Source organism: Asticcacaulis sp. DW145 (assembly GCF_037101385.1).
GTDB lineage: Bacteria > Pseudomonadota > Alphaproteobacteria > Caulobacterales > Caulobacteraceae > Asticcacaulis > Asticcacaulis currens.
Genome location: NZ_AP029024.1, coordinates 2,442,629 through 2,461,225 on the forward strand (window position 1 = coordinate 2,442,629; position 18,597 = coordinate 2,461,225).

The 18,597-nt window shown below is 55.1% G+C and carries 16 protein-coding genes, 1 tRNA gene and 1 pseudogene; 7 read left to right on the plus strand and 11 right to left on the minus strand.

Annotated elements, in window-relative coordinates:
* Window positions 1–6 precede the first annotated feature (6 nt).
* On the minus strand, window positions 7–990 hold the full coding sequence (gene galE, locus AACH73_RS11140) for a UDP-glucose 4-epimerase GalE (RefSeq protein WP_338734995.1): 984 nt from the start codon (window positions 988–990) through the stop codon (window positions 7–9).
* A gap of 160 nt (window positions 991–1,150) precedes the next feature.
* On the opposite strand from galE, the gene AACH73_RS11145 reads away from it, so the two are divergent.
* From AACH73_RS11145 to AACH73_RS11160, 4 genes and pseudogenes are all read left to right on the plus strand, one after another.
* Window positions 1,151–2,263 carry a glycosyltransferase family 2 protein gene (locus AACH73_RS11145; protein ID WP_338734996.1) on the plus strand — a complete coding sequence of 371 codons (1,113 nt, stop codon included), beginning with the start codon at window positions 1,151–1,153 and terminating at the stop codon, window positions 2,261–2,263.
* Between the two features lie 36 nt (window positions 2,264–2,299).
* Window positions 2,300–3,241: pseudogene (locus AACH73_RS11150) on the plus strand (UDP-glucuronic acid decarboxylase family protein); the annotation flags it as partial.
* Window positions 3,242–3,490: 249 nt separating this feature from the next.
* Window positions 3,491–5,221, plus strand: coding sequence for a DUF1800 domain-containing protein (locus AACH73_RS11155; RefSeq protein WP_338734997.1), 1,731 nt, complete (start codon window positions 3,491–3,493; stop codon window positions 5,219–5,221).
* Window positions 5,222–5,229: 8 nt separating this feature from the next.
* Window positions 5,230–6,648: a DUF1501 domain-containing protein gene (locus tag AACH73_RS11160; protein WP_338734998.1), complete on the plus strand. Its 1,419-nt coding sequence runs from the start codon at window positions 5,230–5,232 to the stop codon at window positions 6,646–6,648.
* 11 nt (window positions 6,649–6,659) lie between these two features.
* On the opposite strand, the gene AACH73_RS11165 is transcribed toward AACH73_RS11160, so the two are convergent.
* The 6 genes from AACH73_RS11165 to AACH73_RS11190 all read right to left on the minus strand — a co-directional run bounded on the left by AACH73_RS11165 (window position 6,660) and on the right by AACH73_RS11190 (window position 12,249).
* Window positions 6,660–7,958 (minus strand): folylpolyglutamate synthase/dihydrofolate synthase family protein, encoded by a 1,299-nt coding sequence (locus AACH73_RS11165; protein ID WP_338734999.1) that lies wholly within the window; start codon window positions 7,956–7,958, stop codon window positions 6,660–6,662.
* 26 nt (window positions 7,959–7,984) lie between these two features.
* On the minus strand, window positions 7,985–8,419 hold the full coding sequence (locus AACH73_RS11170) for a hypothetical protein (RefSeq protein ID WP_338735001.1): 435 nt from the start codon (window positions 8,417–8,419) through the stop codon (window positions 7,985–7,987).
* Window positions 8,420–8,463: 44 nt separating this feature from the next.
* A complete protein-coding gene (locus AACH73_RS11175) occupies window positions 8,464–9,402 on the minus strand; it encodes an acetyl-CoA carboxylase carboxyltransferase subunit beta (RefSeq protein WP_338735002.1) in 939 nt (312 codons plus the stop codon).
* 113 nt (window positions 9,403–9,515) lie between these two features.
* Entirely contained in the window at window positions 9,516–10,334 is an 819-nt protein-coding gene (gene trpA, locus AACH73_RS11180; protein WP_338735003.1) for a tryptophan synthase subunit alpha, read from the minus strand.
* 2 nt (window positions 10,335–10,336) lie between these two features.
* On the minus strand, window positions 10,337–11,533 hold the full coding sequence (gene trpB, locus AACH73_RS11185) for a tryptophan synthase subunit beta (protein WP_338735732.1): 1,197 nt from the start codon (window positions 11,531–11,533) through the stop codon (window positions 10,337–10,339).
* 53 nt (window positions 11,534–11,586) lie between these two features.
* Window positions 11,587–12,249: a phosphoribosylanthranilate isomerase gene (locus AACH73_RS11190; protein ID WP_338735005.1), complete on the minus strand. Its 663-nt coding sequence runs from the start codon at window positions 12,247–12,249 to the stop codon at window positions 11,587–11,589.
* Between the two features lie 119 nt (window positions 12,250–12,368).
* On the opposite strand from AACH73_RS11190, the gene AACH73_RS11195 reads away from it, so the two are divergent.
* Window positions 12,369–13,313 (plus strand): glucokinase, encoded by a 945-nt coding sequence (locus AACH73_RS11195; protein ID WP_338735006.1) that lies wholly within the window; start codon window positions 12,369–12,371, stop codon window positions 13,311–13,313.
* 34 nt (window positions 13,314–13,347) lie between these two features.
* On the opposite strand, the gene mscL is transcribed toward AACH73_RS11195, so the two are convergent.
* From mscL to cmk, 4 genes are all read right to left on the minus strand, one after another.
* Entirely contained in the window at window positions 13,348–13,743 is a 396-nt protein-coding gene (gene mscL / locus AACH73_RS11200) for a large-conductance mechanosensitive channel protein MscL (RefSeq protein ID WP_272739687.1), read from the minus strand.
* A gap of 22 nt (window positions 13,744–13,765) precedes the next feature.
* Window positions 13,766–14,062, minus strand: a complete 297-nt coding sequence (locus AACH73_RS11205; protein WP_013479844.1) for an integration host factor subunit beta — start codon at window positions 14,060–14,062, stop codon at window positions 13,766–13,768.
* Between the two features lie 311 nt (window positions 14,063–14,373).
* Window positions 14,374–16,062, minus strand: coding sequence for a 30S ribosomal protein S1 (gene rpsA / locus AACH73_RS11210; RefSeq protein ID WP_272739688.1), 1,689 nt, complete (start codon window positions 16,060–16,062; stop codon window positions 14,374–14,376).
* Window positions 16,063–16,253: 191 nt separating this feature from the next.
* Complete coding sequence (gene cmk / locus AACH73_RS11215; protein WP_272740045.1) at window positions 16,254–16,895, minus strand: (d)CMP kinase; 642 nt, start codon at window positions 16,893–16,895, stop codon at window positions 16,254–16,256.
* A gap of 533 nt (window positions 16,896–17,428) precedes the next feature.
* On the opposite strand from cmk, the gene AACH73_RS11220 reads away from it, so the two are divergent.
* Both AACH73_RS11220 and AACH73_RS11225 read left to right on the plus strand, forming a co-directional pair.
* Window positions 17,429–17,917, plus strand: a complete 489-nt coding sequence (locus AACH73_RS11220) for a TIGR02300 family protein (RefSeq protein WP_338735007.1) — start codon at window positions 17,429–17,431, stop codon at window positions 17,915–17,917.
* Between the two features lie 191 nt (window positions 17,918–18,108).
* Window positions 18,109–18,184, plus strand: a tRNA-Ala gene (locus tag AACH73_RS11225).
* The last annotated feature ends 413 nt before the right edge of the window (window positions 18,185–18,597 follow it).

Below are 18,597 nucleotides of genomic sequence, written 5' to 3' on the forward strand. Positions count from 1 at the left end.
ATCAGTCTAAATTTTAAGCTGCGATATGAGATCCCAGTTCATTGCTGTCTTAATCATGTCTTTTGTCGAATAGAGAGGTTTCCAACCCAGGTGCGCCTTCGCCCTAAGGGGGGAGGCAACAAGAATTGCAGGATCGCCATCACGACGTCCCTGTTCGACGACGTCAATTTTGCGCCCGGTCTCGCGCTCGACAATTTCAACGAGCTCCCTCACAGACGTACCTATCCCCGTGCCAAGATTGAAGGCATTGGCCTCAGGTAAATCGCGCCCCAGCAGCCGCTCCGCCGCCAACAGATGTGCCTGAGCCAAATCTGAAACGTGAGTGTAGTCACGTACTGCCGTACCATCTGGAGTATCAAAGTCTGTTCCAAAGATATAGAAAGGCGTTCCTCTTAATGCAGCACGAATGGCCAATGGGACTGCATGGGTTTCTGGGTCATGGCATTCTCCGGTCTGCCCGTCGGGATCCGCGCCAGCGGCGTTGAAGTAGCGTAGAGATGTCGAGGCAAATCCGTAGGACCTAGAATAGGACGATAAGATCTCTTCTCCTATGAGTTTCGTATACCCATAGGTATTCACCGGCATTTGTGGATGAACTTCATCTATTGGAATATAATTCGGGCGCCCATATGTCGCACATGTACTAGAAAATATGACCCTATTTAGACCATTAATACGCAATGACTCAAAAAGGGATACAGTTTTACTAACATTGTTTAGATAATAAATAGCAGGATCCTGCATTGACTCGCCGACATAGGCAAAAGCGGCGAAATGTACACATACGTCCGGGCGATAAGCGGCCACAACTTCGGCTACAGCGTCTTGATCGGAGATATCTGACCGGATGAGGGGCCCCCATTTCACCAGGTGTTCATTGCCTCGTACGAGGCTATCAAAACTGACGACCTGCCACCCCGCAGCGTGAAACGCCTTCGCCGTATGGGACCCGATATAGCCGGCGCCCCCAGTAATTAAAGCTGTTTTCATTCCTTCGAAGCCCCATCGATCGCAATTCTTCAATACAATTAAAAAGTTCTAATATCGTTTTTGGCGTCCTGTACGTCCTGATGGGTATCCTGAATGGATAATTATTTTGCTAACCATACCATATAGGCGAATGGGCATAAATATTTACCTTCATGGTGTAATGTCACTGAAAATCCAACCACGACGTGTCATGACAGAACATCAAGACTTAGTGGGCGTCGTCGTGCCAATGTATAATGCGGCGGCCACGATAGCACAAACACTGAAAAGCATTTGTGTCCAATCCCACCGAAACTTGGACATCATCGTCGTAGACGATGGGTCCACGGACGGCAGCGGCGCGATTGTAGAAGCAGTGGCAGAAGCAGACCCACGCATTCGGCTCATTTATCAGCCCAATTCGGGCGTAGCCGCTGCCAGAAACACCGGCGCCAAAAACACCCCTGCGAATCTTCTTGCTTTTATCGACGCCGACGACCTTTGGCGAAATGATAAACTTGAAAAGCAGTTGAGTCGGTTACGCTCAGAACCGGGCGTCCAAGGGTCCGCAGAAATAGGCCTGGTTTACTGCTGGTTTGCTCAAATTGATGACGCAGATTTTTACCTCACTGAGCCGTTCAAACCACTTCAGGAGGGCAAAGTGTTGCGCGCTCTTTGCCGACGAAATTTTATAGGTAATGGCAGCTCGATGCTTCTGACGCGGAAGGCCTACGAACATGCACGGGGGTTTGAACCGAAACTTAGAGATCTAGGTGCACAAGGGTGCGAAGACCTGCTCATAGCCCTTCGAGTTGCGTCCAACTTCGAAATAGCCCTCGTTCCAGAGGTTCTCGTGGGGTATCGGATACTCGACAACAATATGTCCTCTAACGCCGAAAGAATGCTGAAGAGCTGCACCCATGCGTTAAACGAAATAGTTCTCTCAAGCCCGGATTACAAGACAGAAGCTGATCTCCATATCAGAGATATGAAATTATGGTTGTTACAAAGAAGCGCAAGCTGCAACGACCTAATATCTTTTTTTCGATACTCTTCGAGTGTTGCAAAAGAAGATTTTTTTGGAATTGTTTCAATTACCCCAAGGCTAATTAGTTCAGTATTACGGACGCGTGTTGTTCCAAAAAAAATTCGCAGAAAAATAAAATCACTTCTCGGACTTCAACGAAGCAAATTTGCAATCGAAGACTTTTCTCCCAGCGTGACAAAGGAATTTCAACCGGACAGTGGACGCGACGGCAGAGATACAATTCCTCACTTAGAATGCGTTGGATAGGTAATTAGATTGCCCAGAAAGACAAAACTAAAACCTTTGGCGAAACAACCCAAACGAATATTGGTTACAGGTGGCGCGGGCTTTCTCGGGTCTCATCTCTGTGATCGACTGATAGAGATGGGTGAAGAAGTCCTTTGCGTCGACAATTTTCACACAGGTCGCCGGCAAAATATTGCTCATCTTCTTCCGCACCCTCGGTTCGAGCTGCTTCGGCACGACGTAACGCTCCCGCTCTATGTAGAAGTAGATGAAATTTACAATCTTGCTTGCCCCGCCTCGCCGGTGCACTATCAAAGTGACCCCGTTCAAACTACCAAAACCAACGTTCTGGGAGCAATAAATTTGCTGGGCCTCGCCAAACGCACTCGGGCGAGAATCCTTCAGGCCTCTACCAGTGAGGTGTACGGCGATCCAGAGATCCATCCGCAGCCAGAAAGCTATAGAGGGCATGTGAATCCCATTGGACCACGAGCCTGTTATGATGAGGGAAAGCGATGTGCCGAGACGCTTTTCTTTGACTACCGCCGACAACACAATCTGCCCATCAAGGTCGTGCGCATTTTCAACACATACGGACCGCGAATGCAGCTCAATGATGGGAGGGTTGTATCGAACTTCATCGTCCAAGCTTTAACCCGGTCACCAATAACACTTTACGGTGACGGACTGCAGACCCGTAGCTTTTGTTACGTTGATGACCTCGTGACCGCACTTATTGCATTTATGGCAACTGATGAGAACGTGACAGGCCCGATCAACATTGGAAATCCTGAGGAATATTCGATGGTCGAACTGGCTAATTCTGTGGTCCGTCTTACAGGTTCAAATGCGCCGATATCCTTTGAAGCGTTGCCAGCTGATGATCCAAAACAACGACGCCCAGATATCACATATGCACGTGAACTTCTTAATTGGGTGCCGACGGTGACATTGGAGCGCGGTCTGGAACACACTATCCGGTATTTTTCAGATCTTTTACTTACGGGGCAAGAGAGCGGGGCCTCTGTTTATTCGACAACACCGCAATCGTATCACCGAAATGATTTGTCGGGATCCTCTAAGGCGAGAGCGCGATCATTAGCCCGGCTTGTGTGAACGCTGTTTTGCGATGAGATCGTCGAGGTGCGATCAACATTTGCATTGTGTTAAACGCCTTGTAGCTAAGCTCCGTCCTCGCTCTACAATGCGAGGCGCGAAGTGGAAAAAGAGCGGCAAGAACCCGTTTGCTTGGAAACCCCAGGCTTTTTTAGTTCGTCCGACCGCGGTTCATTAGCTGCGCTCAAGGTAAGCACGATTGCGCTTCCCCTTTTAAGCGCCTGTGGCGGAGGTGGGGGCGGCGGGAGTGCAACAACAGCCGCTCCCACACCCCCATCCCCGACCACCCTAAGCTACACGCCGTTCGAAGCCGCTCGATTTCTCCTGCAGGCTCAGTTCTCGTGTTCGCCCTCAGATGTTCAAAACGTCAGAACCTTAGGCTTTGAAGGATGGCTGACCCAACAGTTTTCAGCACCCCAAAGCCAGTCGGCGACTGCGTGGCTAGACTCAAGAAACTTCTACATACCTGACGAAAAGGATAAATATTTCAATCCAGTCCCAGGGGACTGGATGGCATGGCGAATGCTGATGGCGGGTGAGGACCAGTTTCGGAAACGCTGTGCTCTTGCCTTATCCGAAATGCTGGTTGTGTCTTTAAATCCCATTGACGGTTTTTGGCCCCCTTACGTCATCGCCGCCTACTGGGATCTTCTGAACGCTCAGGCTTTTGGCAATTATCGCACGCTTCTTGAGGAGATCACCCTTAACCCGGCCATGGGATTTTACCTTAATACCCGCGGAAACCAAAAGGCAGACCCAGCCACCGGGCGTGTACCTGACGAGAACTACGCTCGCGAGATCATGCAGTTATTCACTATCGGGCTGACGCAGCTCAATAGTGACGGAACGCCTAAGCTCGATGCGCAGGGCAAAACGCAAGACACTTACAGCCAATCCGATATTACCAACCTCGCAAAGGTCTTTACGGGCTACGACTGGAATTACGACCGCGTGACCTGGCAATCGGTCCCTTGGTTGACCTACAAGATCCCGTCCCCGGAATTCAGCCGCGACCGAATGAAACTTGATGCGGCGAAACACTCGAATGAGGCCATATCCTTTCTAGGCGTAACCATACCGGCAAATACTTCGGGCACAGAGGCTTTAAAGATTGCGCTCGACACGCTTTTTAATCATCCCAACACGCCGCCCTTTGTAGCAAAGCAAATGATACAGAGGCTTGTGACCTCGAACCCATCGCCCGCCTATGTGGGCCGCGTGGCTGCGGCTTTTGTCAATAATGGAACAGGCGTGAGAGGTGACATGAAATCTCTGTGGCGCGCCATTCTTCTCGATCCTGAGGCAAGAACCTTGTCCGGAGGCGTCACCGCTGGGAAATTGAGAGAACCAATTGTGCGCTTCGCGCAATGGGCCAGAACCTTCCAGGTGTCGAGCCTCACGGGGAAATGGGAAATCTATGACACCTCAAACGGTGATTGGGGCTTAGGGCAAAGTCCCTTGCGATCGCCCTCTGTGTTCAATTTTTTTCGACCCGGCTATGTTCCGCCGCAAACAGCGTTGTCCGCCAATCAATTGGTCGCACCAGAGTTTCAGATCCATAATGAAACAACGACGGCTGGATACCTTAACTTCCTGACTTCCGTCATCAAGTCGGGATATCAGGACGTAAAGCCAGATTATAGTGCGATCATCGCCATCGCGCATCAGCCCCGCGAACTGCTCGACTGGCTCAATCTCTATCTCGCCGCAGGTCAGGTCTCTGGCACCACACTCGACCTCATTCAGTCAGCCCTTGACGCTCAACCCCTGACCTCAACCTCTTCGGAAACCGCCAAGCTTGATCGCATCTATAGCGCGATCTTACTTGTAATGGCCTCGCCCGAATATCTCGTTCAGAAATGAGCCCGCAGATGAACACCTCGTCGATCCAAAATGTTAGTCGTCGTGTTTTTCTGGCCCGCGCCGGCGCTTTAGGGGGAATGGGCCTTGCGGCGCCTATGGCTATGAGCCTCGCTGCCGCTGGAGAGGCGGCCGCATTCTCCGCTAGTGATTACAAAGCGTTAGTCTGCATTTTCCTCTATGGGGGCAATGACTGTCACAATACGCTTATCCCAACAGATATTCCAAACTATGATCGCTACAGCGCCATCCGCGGCGGGGCAGGTGGGCGAAAGCGAGGGGGGATCGCTTACGGTCTCGACGAGCTCATAGCGCTAAGACCCGTCGTCAACCAGACTTTAACTGACGACCTCAGCTATGGACTTGCGCCATCGCTCATCAAAACGGCGGCGTTGTTCAACAGCGGCAAACTCGCAATCCAACTTAACGTTGGCCCCCTGATCGTTCCCGTCACCCGCGCTCAGTTTCAGTCGGGCGCTGTGCCACTTCCGCCAAAGCTCTTCTCCCATAATGATCAGCAATCGGTATGGCAGGCTTTGGGCGCAGAAGGTGCAACCGTCGGGTGGGGTGGCCGCATCGGGGATCTCGCCCTTTCGAGCAACACCAATAGTCTTCTGACCTGCATATCGGCATCGGGAAATGCCGTGTTTTTATCAGGCAATGACGCGCTTCAATATCAGATCAGCCCGGGTGGCGCGATTCCGATATGGGCGGCAAAAGGGGCAAGTTTTGGCTCCTCCCGGGCGTCAGAGGTGCTCAAAACCCTCATAACAGAGCCCAGGGCCCACGTCCTTGAAAACGAGTTTACCAAGGTGACAAAGCGTTCGATGGTTATGGAGGACATCGTTAATACGGCCCTCAACCCCATAACGCTCACGACCTCATTCGACACGGATAACAAACCCAATAGCCTGGCAAATCAGCTGAAAATTGTGGCGCGCCTGATCGGTGCACGTAGTGCACTCGGCTCAAAGAGGCAGGTGTTCTTCGTTTCACTCGGCGGCTTTGACACGCATGACGGATTGATGGAAACCCATCCAAGTCTTCTGGCGCTCATTGATGAGGCACTTTCAAGCTTTTACGCAGCCACTGTAGAACTGGGGGTTGAAAATCAGGTGACGACGTTCACAGCCTCTGATTTTGGCCGGACTCTTACCTCCAATGGCGACGGCTCTGACCATGGCTGGGGTGGGCACCACTTTGTGATGGGTGGGGCGGTCAAAGGCGGACGCTATTATGGCGCCGCGCCCCAAGTGTCGATAAGTTCGGATGATCAGGTGGGTCAAGGCAGGCTCTTGCCCTCCACATCCGTCGATCAGATGGCATCAACCCTCGCCCGTTGGTTTGGGGCCTCCGAAAGCGAACTGCCCACAATCCTTCCAAGGATTGGCAATTTCTCGTCGTCAAACCTCGGTTATTTCTCCACCTGAGATTAAACGCATTAGGACGGCCAGGTGTCGGGTGATAGGGCCAAGACATCTCCTGCGAGGTATAAAGAGCCACAGATGAGGACGCGGGCAGGACCATCATTAATTTGCTGGACCGCTTCCGTCACGCTCGGCTCAGCCTGCGCCTTAAATCCGTTGACGGCCGCCTTGGCAGCCAGCTCAGCGGGAGGAATGACCGCTTCCGATGAAAAGCCTACACACGTGATCTGCGCATCAAGGCCTATAAAATGAGAAAAAAACTCAGTCGCGTCTTTCGTATTAATCAGCCCACAGATCAAATATAACGGCTTGGGATTTCGCGCCTGAAGCCGGTCAATATGGGCGCGCAAGGCGCGCGCCGCGTGCGGGTTATGTCCGCCGTCGAGCCAGAGCTCCGAACCTTCGGGAAGCGCCGATATCAGGGGGCCAGACTTTAAGCGCTGCATGCGCGCAGGCCACACAGCGCTTTGCAGGCCCTGATCCATGGCATCTGAAGACCAGCCCATGAGGCGTGCAGCCTTAATAGCGAGCGCCGCGTTGTCGATCTGGTGCTCGCCTGGCAAACGCGGCAGGCTAAGGTCCAGCAGGGCATCCTCATCCTGAAATACGAGGCGACCATTTTCTTCATGCGCCTCAAAGCCCTGCCCGGCCGTATGGAGCGGGCTGCGCGCCTTCAGCGCGGTGCGTTCGATCACGGCTTCAGCCTCATCGGCCTGACGCGCGCTGATGACCGGGCAACCGGGTTTGATGATTCCGGCCTTTTGCTTGGCGATGGTGGTGAGATCGTTTCCTAAAAAGGCCTGATGATCATAATCAACAGGCGCGATGATGGTAATCTTCGGTGCACGGATGATATTGGTCGCGTCCAGCAAACCACCCAGCCCGGTTTCAAGTAGCAGCACATCGGCCGCAACCTCTGCAAAGGCCATAAACGCGGCAGCGGTCGTCGCCTCAAAAAAGGTCAGAGGCTCGCCGGCATTGGCCTTTTCGACGCGATCTAACACATCGGCCAGATAATCGTCTGTGATCAGATGACCGGCTAAACGGATGCGTTCGGCAAAGCGCACCAGATGCGGCGAGGTATAGACGTGCACTCGCAAGCCCTGCGCTTCGGCCATGGCCCGAAGGAGCGCCAGGGTCGACCCCTTGCCGTTGGTGCCTGCCACATGGATAACCGGCGGCAGGCGGTCCTGCGGATTACCCAGTGCCGAGCATACCCGAAGCATACGATCCAGCGTCAGGTCGATCTTTTTAGGATGAAGCGCTTTGAGCCTCTCCAGAGGCGCATCGAATGGCAAAAGTCGGTCGGTCATAACCTGACTTAGCATCTCTCCCTGACTTAAGGGAGGACTTTTGGTACGTCCTTATCCGGTCGGCGGATGACCCATGCCACGGAGCCCGCAGTAAGCCCTATGGCCGCACAAAAGCCCGCTAAGGGCAGACTGGGAAACAAAAACAAAGATGCTAGCGCTCCGCCCACAACCGAGCAAATGGCGTGAACCCAATAACCCGTTTGCTGACACTTCTGCAAAAGCGCTTGAACGGGAAGGCCTATAAAAATCATCGGCAAAAGTGTGCAAACGAAGAAGTAGGTAAAAGCAAAAAAAACCGAAAGCGACGAGGAATACGTTAAGATGCTACCTAACTTTTCTGGCTTGCCTATACCGTCTATCAACACGGAAATAATTGATATCATTGAAAAAAACAATGCCAGCACCCCCGCACCAATGATGCAGGCACAAAGGGATTTTATCAGCGGCCAACGGTCAAACATCACAGGCTCCCCCTCGTCACCTGCGCCCGGTCAGGGGTGCAGTGTCAATGACCCTGCCTTCGTTTGCCATCCATCAGCATGGACATAAGGGCGCCCAGGACCTCGGGTAGCTCCGCACGCGAGACAACGCGATCGACCATGCCTTTATCCACCAGATATTCGGCGCGCTGGAAGCCTTCGGGCAGCTTTTCGCGGATGGTGGTTTCGATCACGCGCGGTCCGGCAAAGCAGATCAGCGCGCCGGGCTCCGCCAGATGGATATCACCCAGCATGGCGTAGGAGGCCGAAACTCCGCCCGTGGTCGGGTCGGTCAGGACGACGATATAGGGCAGCTGCGCGGCCTTCAGTTCCTGAATGGCAAGCGTCGTGCGCGCGAGCTGCATCAGGGACAGGGTGCCTTCCTGCATCCGCGCCCCGCCCGACGCCGTGATGGCGACCAACGGCACCTTACGCTCCACTGCGTAGCGGCAGGCGGCAATAAAGGCTTCCCCCGCGGCCATTCCGAGCGACCCCCCCATGAAGGTAAAGTCCTGAACCAGCACGACGCAGGGTACATCCGATACCTTGCCATAACCGATCTGCATGGTGTCTTTGGCGCCGGACGCTTCCCGCGCGGCCTTCAGGCGCTGCGAATAGGGTTTGCCGTCGGAAAAATGGAGCGGATCTTCGGGCACGGCGGGCGTATCGAGCGCCTCGTATTCGCCGTTATCAAAGGTAAAGGACAGACGCGTCTGAGCATTGATACGCATGTGCCGACCCGTCGGCGTCACCCACAGCGACGCTTCGAGGTCGGGGCGGTAGATCATCTCGCCCGTATCGGGGTCCTTGACCCACAGGTTTTCGGGCGTTTCACGCTTGGACACAAATTTGGAGACGCCGGGGGCAATCTTGGCGAGCCATCCACCGCTATCGCGGCGGTCCGTGGGTCGGGCGGTATTCGTCAAGGCGCGTCTACTCTTGGCTAATTTATCGGCAATGGCCATGTACGGTCACTAACTCCGGAGGCGCTCAAAAATCTATGCGTTTATCTGAGGTGAGCCCTGCCAAGAAAGGGTTAACAATCCCTTTCAGTGACGGGGGCCTGCAGTCTGAGGGCCTAGTTTCTAGCGTTACGGACAGCCTGAGCCAAAAGGCTCGCGGTTTCCAGCACTTTTGTGCTGGATGGGGAATTTTCAAGTAAAGATTTCGCTATTGCGTCAACGAGCACCGACCCGACAACGCTGCCATCGGCGATGCGAGCGACTTCGGCAGCGCGTTGCGGCGTCTTAATGCCAAAGCCAACGACGACAGGCAGCTTGGCGACCCCGCGCACGTGGGCCACGGCCTCGCTTATGCCCTCCGCATCGGCTTCCTTGACGCCGGTCACCCCGGCCACTGACACGTAATAGACAAAACCCTTCGTGCGTTTTACTAGCGTTTTCAGACGGTTGTCATCGCTGGTCGGCGTGATCAGACGGATCAGGGCAACATCAGCCGCGTCCAGCTCATCAATCAGACGCTCTGCCTCTTCAGGCGGACAATCGACGACGATTACCCCATCCACGCCCGCCTTAGCGCAGGCTTCGGCAAAGGCCGGATAGCCCATATTCTCGACGGGGTTCATATAGCCCATCAGAATAAGGGGCGTTTCGGCATCCGCTTCACGAAAGCGTGAAGCCAGTGCGAACACGTCCGCCATGCGCGTGCCGTTCTTCAGAGAACGTTCTGCGGCCAGCTGAATAATCGGGCCTTCCGCCATCGGGTCAGAGAAGGGAAAGCCCAGCTCGATAATATCGGCACCCGCCTTCACGAGCCCTTTCAACAGGTCGAAAGAGGTTTCGAGGTCCGGATCGCCGGCCATAATGTAGGAGACAAATGCCGCCCGGTTCCCCGCCTTAAGCTGGGCGAAGCGGGCGTCGATACGCGCGACTGACACAGTTAGAGATTCCCCATTTGCTGACCGAGCGCCTTGGCTACGGTGAAAATGTCCTTATCGCCCCGGCCCGACAGGTTGAGCACGATGACGCCGCCCTTACCGATCTCCTTGGCCAGATCACCCAGGCGGGCGATGGCGTGTGAGGATTCGAGCGCCGGAATAATGCCTTCGAGCCGGGAAGTCAGCTGAAACGCCTCCAGAGCCTCTTCGTCGGTGGCGTAGACGTAACGCGCGCGACCCGTATCAAACAGGTGCGCATGTTCCGGCCCGATGCCCGGGTAGTCGAGACCCGCTGAGATCGAATGACCTTCGAGAATCTGACCGTCCTCATCCTGAAGCAAATAAGTGCGGTTGCCGTGCAGCACGCCCGGACGGCCACCGTTCAGCGAGGCGGCGTGGCCATTATAGACATCAAGCCCGTGACCGGCAGCTTCGACGCCGACAATTTTGACGCTCTCATCATCGATGAAGGGGTGGAACATGCCGATCGCGTTTGATCCCCCGCCGACACAGGCTATCACCGCGTCAGGCAGACGACCCTCAGCCTCGAGAATTTGCTGGCGCGTCTCTTTACCGATGATGGTCTGAAAGTCGCGGACCATCTCCGGATAGGGATGCATGCCCGCGGCGGTCCCGATCATGTAATAGGTATCGTGAACATTGGTGACCCAGTCACGGAGCGCCTCGTTCATAGCATCTTTCAGCGTGCCATTACCATTGGTCACCGGGTGAACCTTGGTGCCCATCAGCTGCATCCGGAAAACATTAGGCTTTTGACGCTCAACATCGAGCGCGCCCATATATACCGTACACGGAAGATCAAACTTGGCACACACCGTGGCTGACGCCACGCCGTGCTGGCCGGCACCGGTTTCAGCAATGATACGCGTGCGGCCCATCCGGCGCGCCAGCAGGATCTGACCGATGCAGTTATTAATTTTGTGCGCGCCCGTGTGGTTCAGCTCTTCGCGCTTGAAATAGATTTTAGCGCCGCCGAAATGCTCGGTCAGACGCTCCGCCAGATAGAGCGGGCTCGGGCGACCGACGAAGTATTTCAGGAGGTGATGATATTCCGCCCAGAAGGCCTGATCCTGCTTCGCCTGTGCCCATGCTTCGCCCAGTTCGAGAACGAGCGGCATGAGGGTTTCGGGGACATAGAGCCCGCCGAACTCACCAAAACGCCCTTTGGCGTCAGGCATGTTGTAGCGATTGGTCAGGATGGCATCATCCACGGTGAAAGATCCTTTTTGGATTAAATCTCTTTTACGGCTTTGAGAAACTGAGAGATCAGTGCTGCGTCTTTTAGTCCCGGTGCCCGCTCAACACCAGAAGAAACATCTACCAACTTCGCTTTGGACTGCGAAACCGCCTCAGCGACGTTCCAGGGGGTAAGCCCTCCGGCCAGTAGCCACGGGCGTGCGGAAGGATAACCCTCCATCAATGTCCAGTCGAATCGCGCGCCAACCCCGCCGGGTAGAGCGGCATCCTTCGGCGGCTTCGCATCGAACAGGAGATGCTCGACCATCTCTTCATAAGGCTGCGCCGACAGCACATCGCTACGGCTCTCGACGCTGATAGCCTTGATCAGCGGGATGCCGAAACGCGTGCGGATGTGGCGGACCCTCTCCGGGCTTTCATGGCCATGCAACTGGATAAGATCTGGGCGCACCTGCTGGGTAATCGCCTCCAGCAAGAGATCATCCGGATCAACGAGCACGCTGACGCACTTGGTGGCTTTATTCACATGCGCAGTATAGGCAGTCGCATTTGCAATCAATTGTGCCATTCGATCCAAGTCAAGATGCCTCGGACTTTTAGGAAATGAGATGAAGCCCAGCATGCCAGCGCTGTCATCTATCGCGGTGCGAGCGCTAACATCATCCGTAATACCGCAGATTTTCGCCTTGACCGCCATGAAATGCCTTGATTTTTACGCCAGATGCGACGAGCTTTAAGAAAAATCAAGAATTAGAGGCAATTCTTGATTCACATAAGACGCGCCGGATAAACGGCGCACCGTACAGGGGATAGTATATGACGTCCGTTCTTTTGAGCGACCTCTCCAACAGTGCCCACATGAAGCTGGCGCTGGTAACGCCGGGTGCGCGCCCGTCCGAGGCCACCCTATATCCATGTAAGTCGATCGAAGAATTTAACGCTTCCATAATCGATTTTCTTGAAGCCAACAACCAGCCGGAACTGATGGCGGCGGCGGTTTCGGCCTGCGGATGGGAAGTGGATGGTGGGTTTTCCATGCCTAATCATGGCTATCGCATCGACCGTCAGCATTTACGTGACCTTCTGAACATTCAGCGTCTGCATGTCGTCAATGACTGCGTGTGCAAGGCAATGGCGGTTGATCGTCTGTTCAGTTCAGAACTGGTCAAGGTCTGTGGTGGCGAGGGCGAAGACGGTCAGGCACGTGCACTGGTCGGGGCCGGACGCGGCCTCGGTCTGGCGGGTATCATCCTGGACGATCTGGGGCACCCGACCGTTCTTCCGTGCGAAGGCGGGCATGCGGACCTCGCGATTACGTCGCCGCGCGAGGCCGTTTTGTTTGAGCGGCTCGAACGCAAATACGGCCATGTCTCCCGCGAGCGTGTGGTCAGTATGCAAGGGCTAGCCGAAATCTACGAAATTCTGGCCCACACCGATGAAGGCGGGACCCGCCGCGTCAATGCCGCCGAGGTTGTAGCGCTCGCCCACACCGGTGATGCACTGGCGATGGAAGCGGTCAGCCTCAGTCAGGGGTTTCTGGCGGCCATGGCCTCCGATACCGCCCTCATGCTTGGGGCGCGCGGAGGCATCTATCTGGCTGGCGAATACATAGAACTGATCAGCGATCTCATCGACTGGCCCGCCTTTGAAGCCCGCTTCAACGATAAGGGTCGGCTTCGCGGTTATATGCAGGACATCCCGGTCTATCTCATCCGGGCGCGAGATCTGGAACTGATCGGCCTGACAACCCTGTTTAGCTAAAACAAAAAGGCGCGGAACCCTCCGCGCCTTTGACCTATTTCCTCTTCAGCTCTTCGAGAATGCCGGCGAGCAGGTCCTTTTCTGACGGGCCAGGATCGGCTACCGGGGCGGCGGGCGGCGGGAAGAGGCGGTTGATTGCCTTAACCACCAGGAAGATGGCCGCACCAATAATGACAAACTGAATCAACGTATTGATAAAGATGCCATAGCTGATAGCGACTTCCGGGGCGGTCCCTTCGGCGGCTTTCAGAACAACTTTCAGGTCTGAGAAATCGACACCACCGGTCAGCAGGCCGATCGGCGGCATAATAATATTGTCCACCAGAGACGAGACAATTTTGCCGAACGCGCCGCCTATCACGACACCGACCGCAAGGTCGATGACATTGCCGCGCATCAGGAAGGTCTTGAATTCCGAAACAATGCTCATGGGCATCCCCTCTTTATGTTTGTTATTCGTTATCGTCGCCCGACAGGTTCAGACGCTCACGCAGTTCCTTGCCGCTTTTAAAGAAGGGGACGTGCTTTGCGGGAACAGAAACCGCTTCCCCGGTGCGCGGATTTCGGCCCACTCGTGCCGGGCGCGAACGCACTGAAAAAGCGCCAAAGCCCCGCAGTTCGACGCGACCACCTTTTTCCAGCGTCTCGATCATGGATTCCAGAATCAGATTGACGATCCGTTCGACGTCTTTTTGCGTCATATGCGGATATTCGGACGCCAAACGCTCGATCAGTTCCGATTTTAACATCTTATCCCCCGAACATAGGTTCGAAATATATCAGCGCCCGGCGACCCCGTGGTTTTTCGCTCTTTGTCCACGTTGCAACGCAGCCCGGCACCTGCCAGCACATCATCAGACGAGCATGATCGAAAACGAAAGCCCCTTCAAGGGTTTGTTTCAAAAATTAATGTCTCAGTCGTCTCTGGTATACGGAATATCCGTCCAGAAACCCTGAAATGTCTCATGAAAGATGTCGCATCGCACAAAAAAAGCCCCTGCCTTTCAGGTCTTGCGAAACCGAAAGGCAGGGGCGGATAAGAACCTAACGGTCCTTAACCTTACTCTTTGGACGTACCGCGCAGGGCGGCGCCAAGGATGTCACCCAGCGAAGCGCCGGAATCCTGCGAGCCGTACTGCTCAATGGCTTGCTTCTCGTCCGCCATTTCCAGAGCCTTGATCGAGACGGACACCTTGCGAGCGGCCTTATCGACGTTGGTGATCTGGGCATCGACGCGGTCACCAACGGCGAAGCGCTCAACGCGTTGCTCGTTGCGATCGCGCGACAGGTCCGACTTACGGATGAACGCCGAAACCGGAGCATCCTCTTCGCCGAACTTGACTTCGATACCGCCCGAGGTGACTTCGGTCACGGTGACGGTCACGGTCTGGCCCTTGCGGAAGGTGTCGCCCGACATCGGATCGCCGCCGAGCTGCTTGATGCCCAGCGAGATGCGTTCCTTTTCGACGTCAACGTCCAGAACCTTGGTCTTGACGACGTCGCCCTTCTTGTACTTGGCGATGGCTTCTTCGCCAGCGACGTTCCAGTCGAGGTCGGAGAGGTGGACCATGCCGTCAATGTCGTTTTCAAAGCCGACGAACAGACCAAACTCGGTCGCGTTCTTCACTTCGCCTTCGATCACCGAACCGATCGGGTGCTTGGACAGGAAGTCATCCCACGGATTGTTCTGAGCCTGTTTAAGGCCCAGCGACACGCGGCGCTTGCTGGCGTCGACTTCCAGTACGACCACTTCGACTTCCTGCGAGGTCGAAACGATCTTACCCGGATGAACGTTCTTCTTGGTCCACGACATTTCGGACACGTGCACCAGACCTTCAACGCCCGACTCCAGTTCGACGAACGCGCCGTAGTCCGTGATGTTGGTGATACGACCGGTGAACTTGCCGCCGACCGGGTACTTGGATTCGACACCATCCCACGGATCGGATTGCAGTTGCTTCATGCCCAGCGAAATACGCTGCGTGTCCGGATTGATCTTGATGATCTGGACGCGGACGCTGTCGCCAACGTTGAGAACTTGCGACGGATGCGACACGCGCTTCCACGACATGTCCGTAACGTGCAGCAGGCCGTCGATGCCACCGAGGTCAACGAACGCACCGTAGTCGGTGATGTTCTTGACAACGCCATCACGGATTTCACCTTCGGCCAGCTGACCAACCAGTTCCGTACGCTGTTCAGCACGGGCTTCTTCGAGGATGGCGCGACGCGACACTACGATATTGCCGCGCGGACGGTCCATCTTCAGGATGGCGAAGGGTTGTTCCTTGCCCATCAGCGGAGCGATGTCGCGCACCGGACGGATATCAACTTGCGAACCGGGCAGGAAGCCCGAAGCGCCGTCCATGTCAACGGTGAAGCCGCCTTTGACGCGACCGACGATCGTGCCCATGACCGGCTCGCCACGGTTGAAGATCGCTTCGAGGCGGGTCCAGGCTTCTTCGCGACGGGCCTTTTCACGGCTGATGACCGCTTCACCCATGGCGTTTTCGACGCGTTCCAGATAGACTTCGACGGTGTCGCCGGTCTTGAGGTTGGCGGCGTCAGAGCCGAATTCCTTCAGGGAAACGCGGCCTTCGGTCTTCAGACCGACGTCGACGATAACGAAGTCCTTTTCCAGGCCGACGACCAGACCGTGTACGACCTGACCTTCGAGCATGTCGCGGCCATGCAGGGATTCGTCAAGAAGGGCCGCAAAATCGTCACGCGACGGATTGTAATCGCTCATGTAATCTCAGTTTGGGTTGGCGCTGAGGCATGGCCGTGACGAAGACGGCGTAAGCAGACAGGACGGCGAAGCGCACGACTTCGGCCACACGGACAGCGGCTTTTGGGGGGACATGTCACATGCCGGAGGGAGTTCCGCAAAGCGCCGTTCGTGATCCTGCCTGAAAAGACGCGCCGATGAGATTGGCTCCGTTATTTAGAGCCGCGGCGGTCTCTCACGATGCGTCGCGCATGTTCGATGGCCGCCTCTATACCTAAATCGGTCGTATCAAGCAAGACGGCATCGTCAGCCATTGTCAGCGGTGCTGACGACCGCGACGAATCGCGTTCATCGCGCAACCTTATGTCGGCCAGCACGTCTTCATAGGCCAGGTCCGGCGCACTTTTGACCAGTTGCAACCAGCGGCGGTGGGCACGCACCTCGGGTCGGGCCGTGACGAAAAGTTTGACCGTAGCATCGGGTGCGATCACCGTACCAATGTCACGCCCATCAAGAACGGCCCCTGCGGACTGATGGGCGAAATCGATCTGAAAACGTTTTAAGGCCTCACGCACTTGGGGGATAGCGGCCACCTGTGAAGCCCATTCGCCGGCCTCGCGTCCGCGAAGTTCTGGATTATCGAAACCTGTCGCATCGAGGGTGCGTGCAATTTCAACCAATTCCGGCACATTATCGACGGTCAGACCTCGCTTTTCACGTTGGTAGCCGACTGCACGATAGATCAGACCAGTATCGAGCATCGGAAGGGCATAATCCTGCGCGATGACCGAGGCTAGCGTCCCCTTCCCGGAGGCCGCAGGTCCATCAAAGGCGATGATGAGCGGTAAAGTCATGAGCTCCCTCTTAACGCCGGACGCTTTTATTTCAAGATGATTGCCGCAAAAAACTGCGGTTTTAAAAAGGGTTAGAAAAACACTGCCTAACTTGGCAACCCTTTCTCTCTGAAGGAGCGGTATTTTGAACAGGACCCCACGTTTTGCCGTGGGGATCACAGCCAAGGTCCTGATCTTTCATTTCACCTGTCCGGCGGTTAAAACCAGGTCAGCAAAGCACTGCTTTTGCGGACGGCCCAGACAGAGCCGATGAACTGATCCGTGAACGCGTCTTAATTGTCGTCGACCTGGGACTCTAATGCCTGGTGGCGGAAAAGGAAGTATTGGATTGCGCCAATCCGAAGAAAAGACCCTTAGTCCTCCAAGAGGATCTGGAGAAAATTCGCTTTCACAATCACCGTCTGTCGCCGCTTAGCATCGCAGCCGACTGGCGAAAAAATCGCAGTGTTTGTGTAAAAGGGGTTTTGACAGCCGAGCGATCTGGTGGCAAGGGAGGCCAAAGCTTTATAGTTTTCACTTTATGAGGACGCTCCGTGGCTGATCCCGCCCTTGGCACCAAACAGATTTGTCCGAATTGCACGGCGAAGTTCTACGACCTGAGCAAACGCCCGGCACACTGCCCGAAATGCGCTTTCGAGTTCGACCCTGAAGAGGCGCTGCGCACCCGTCGCACCCGCGCCCGCCCGGTTGCACCGGATGAGTATGAAATGGACGACGAGGCCGAAGATCAGGTCAAGGGCAAGACCCCTGGCGAAGAGGATGAGGACGAAGAGCCGGAAATTGTTACGCCGGAAATCGATGAGGTCGTCGCCGACGACTCGCTCCTTGCTGATGAAGACGATGAACTTGACCCGGCCGATCCTGCACGCGTTGCACCCGATCCGGTCGACATGGATATCGAAGACGCAGACCTTGCCGACGACGATACCGACGACGTGCCCTTCCTTGAAGACGATGAGGACGATGCGTTCGACGAAGACATCGACGGATTGCCCGGCGAAGGAAATGACGACGACATCTAACCCTTAGGGGAGACTGTCAAAAGCCGCGAAGCCTGTGCTTCGCGGCTTTTATTTTGCGCCTTTCCATCGCCCTTCACGGGCCTGTGAAAAAATCAAAAAAACTTCGAAAAAGCGCTTGCATGTCAAAATGCCTTGCCCTAGAAGTCGCGACCTCGGTGGCGGTGACGCCGCCAAGACCATCGAAATGAGATGGGGCTATAGCTCAGTTGGTAGAGCGCTTGAATGGCATTCAAGAGGTCAGCGGTTCGACTCCGCTTAGCTCCACCATCCCTTCCTTTTTAAGCCGCTGTTGTCTGCGCTTTGAAAAGAGTGAACGGGATGAAGGGTCAACGTCTCTTGCTCTGCCAGCTTTGCTAGTTATTCTAGGCCCGGAAGACGAGCCGGGCGTCGCTGTGGCGTTTTGGCTATCAAACACTCAACTTTCCCGACTGATTTAGAAGCGAGCTATCCGAGCGCCATTCAGACTTTCGGCGGAGATGGGTACGGGTCGCGTCATAGACAGATCATTATCCTGTCCTGATACCGGATTTTGACGCATTCGCCTTTTCCAACCGTTCCCGCCCAATCGATAAGATTTAACTTCCGCGAACGTGCAAATGCGTTGGGCGAGCGTGGTCCGGGATCTTCAGCGTTCAACGCATCCTGCCGGTCATTTTGCGCGCTTAGGCATCAGAACAGAC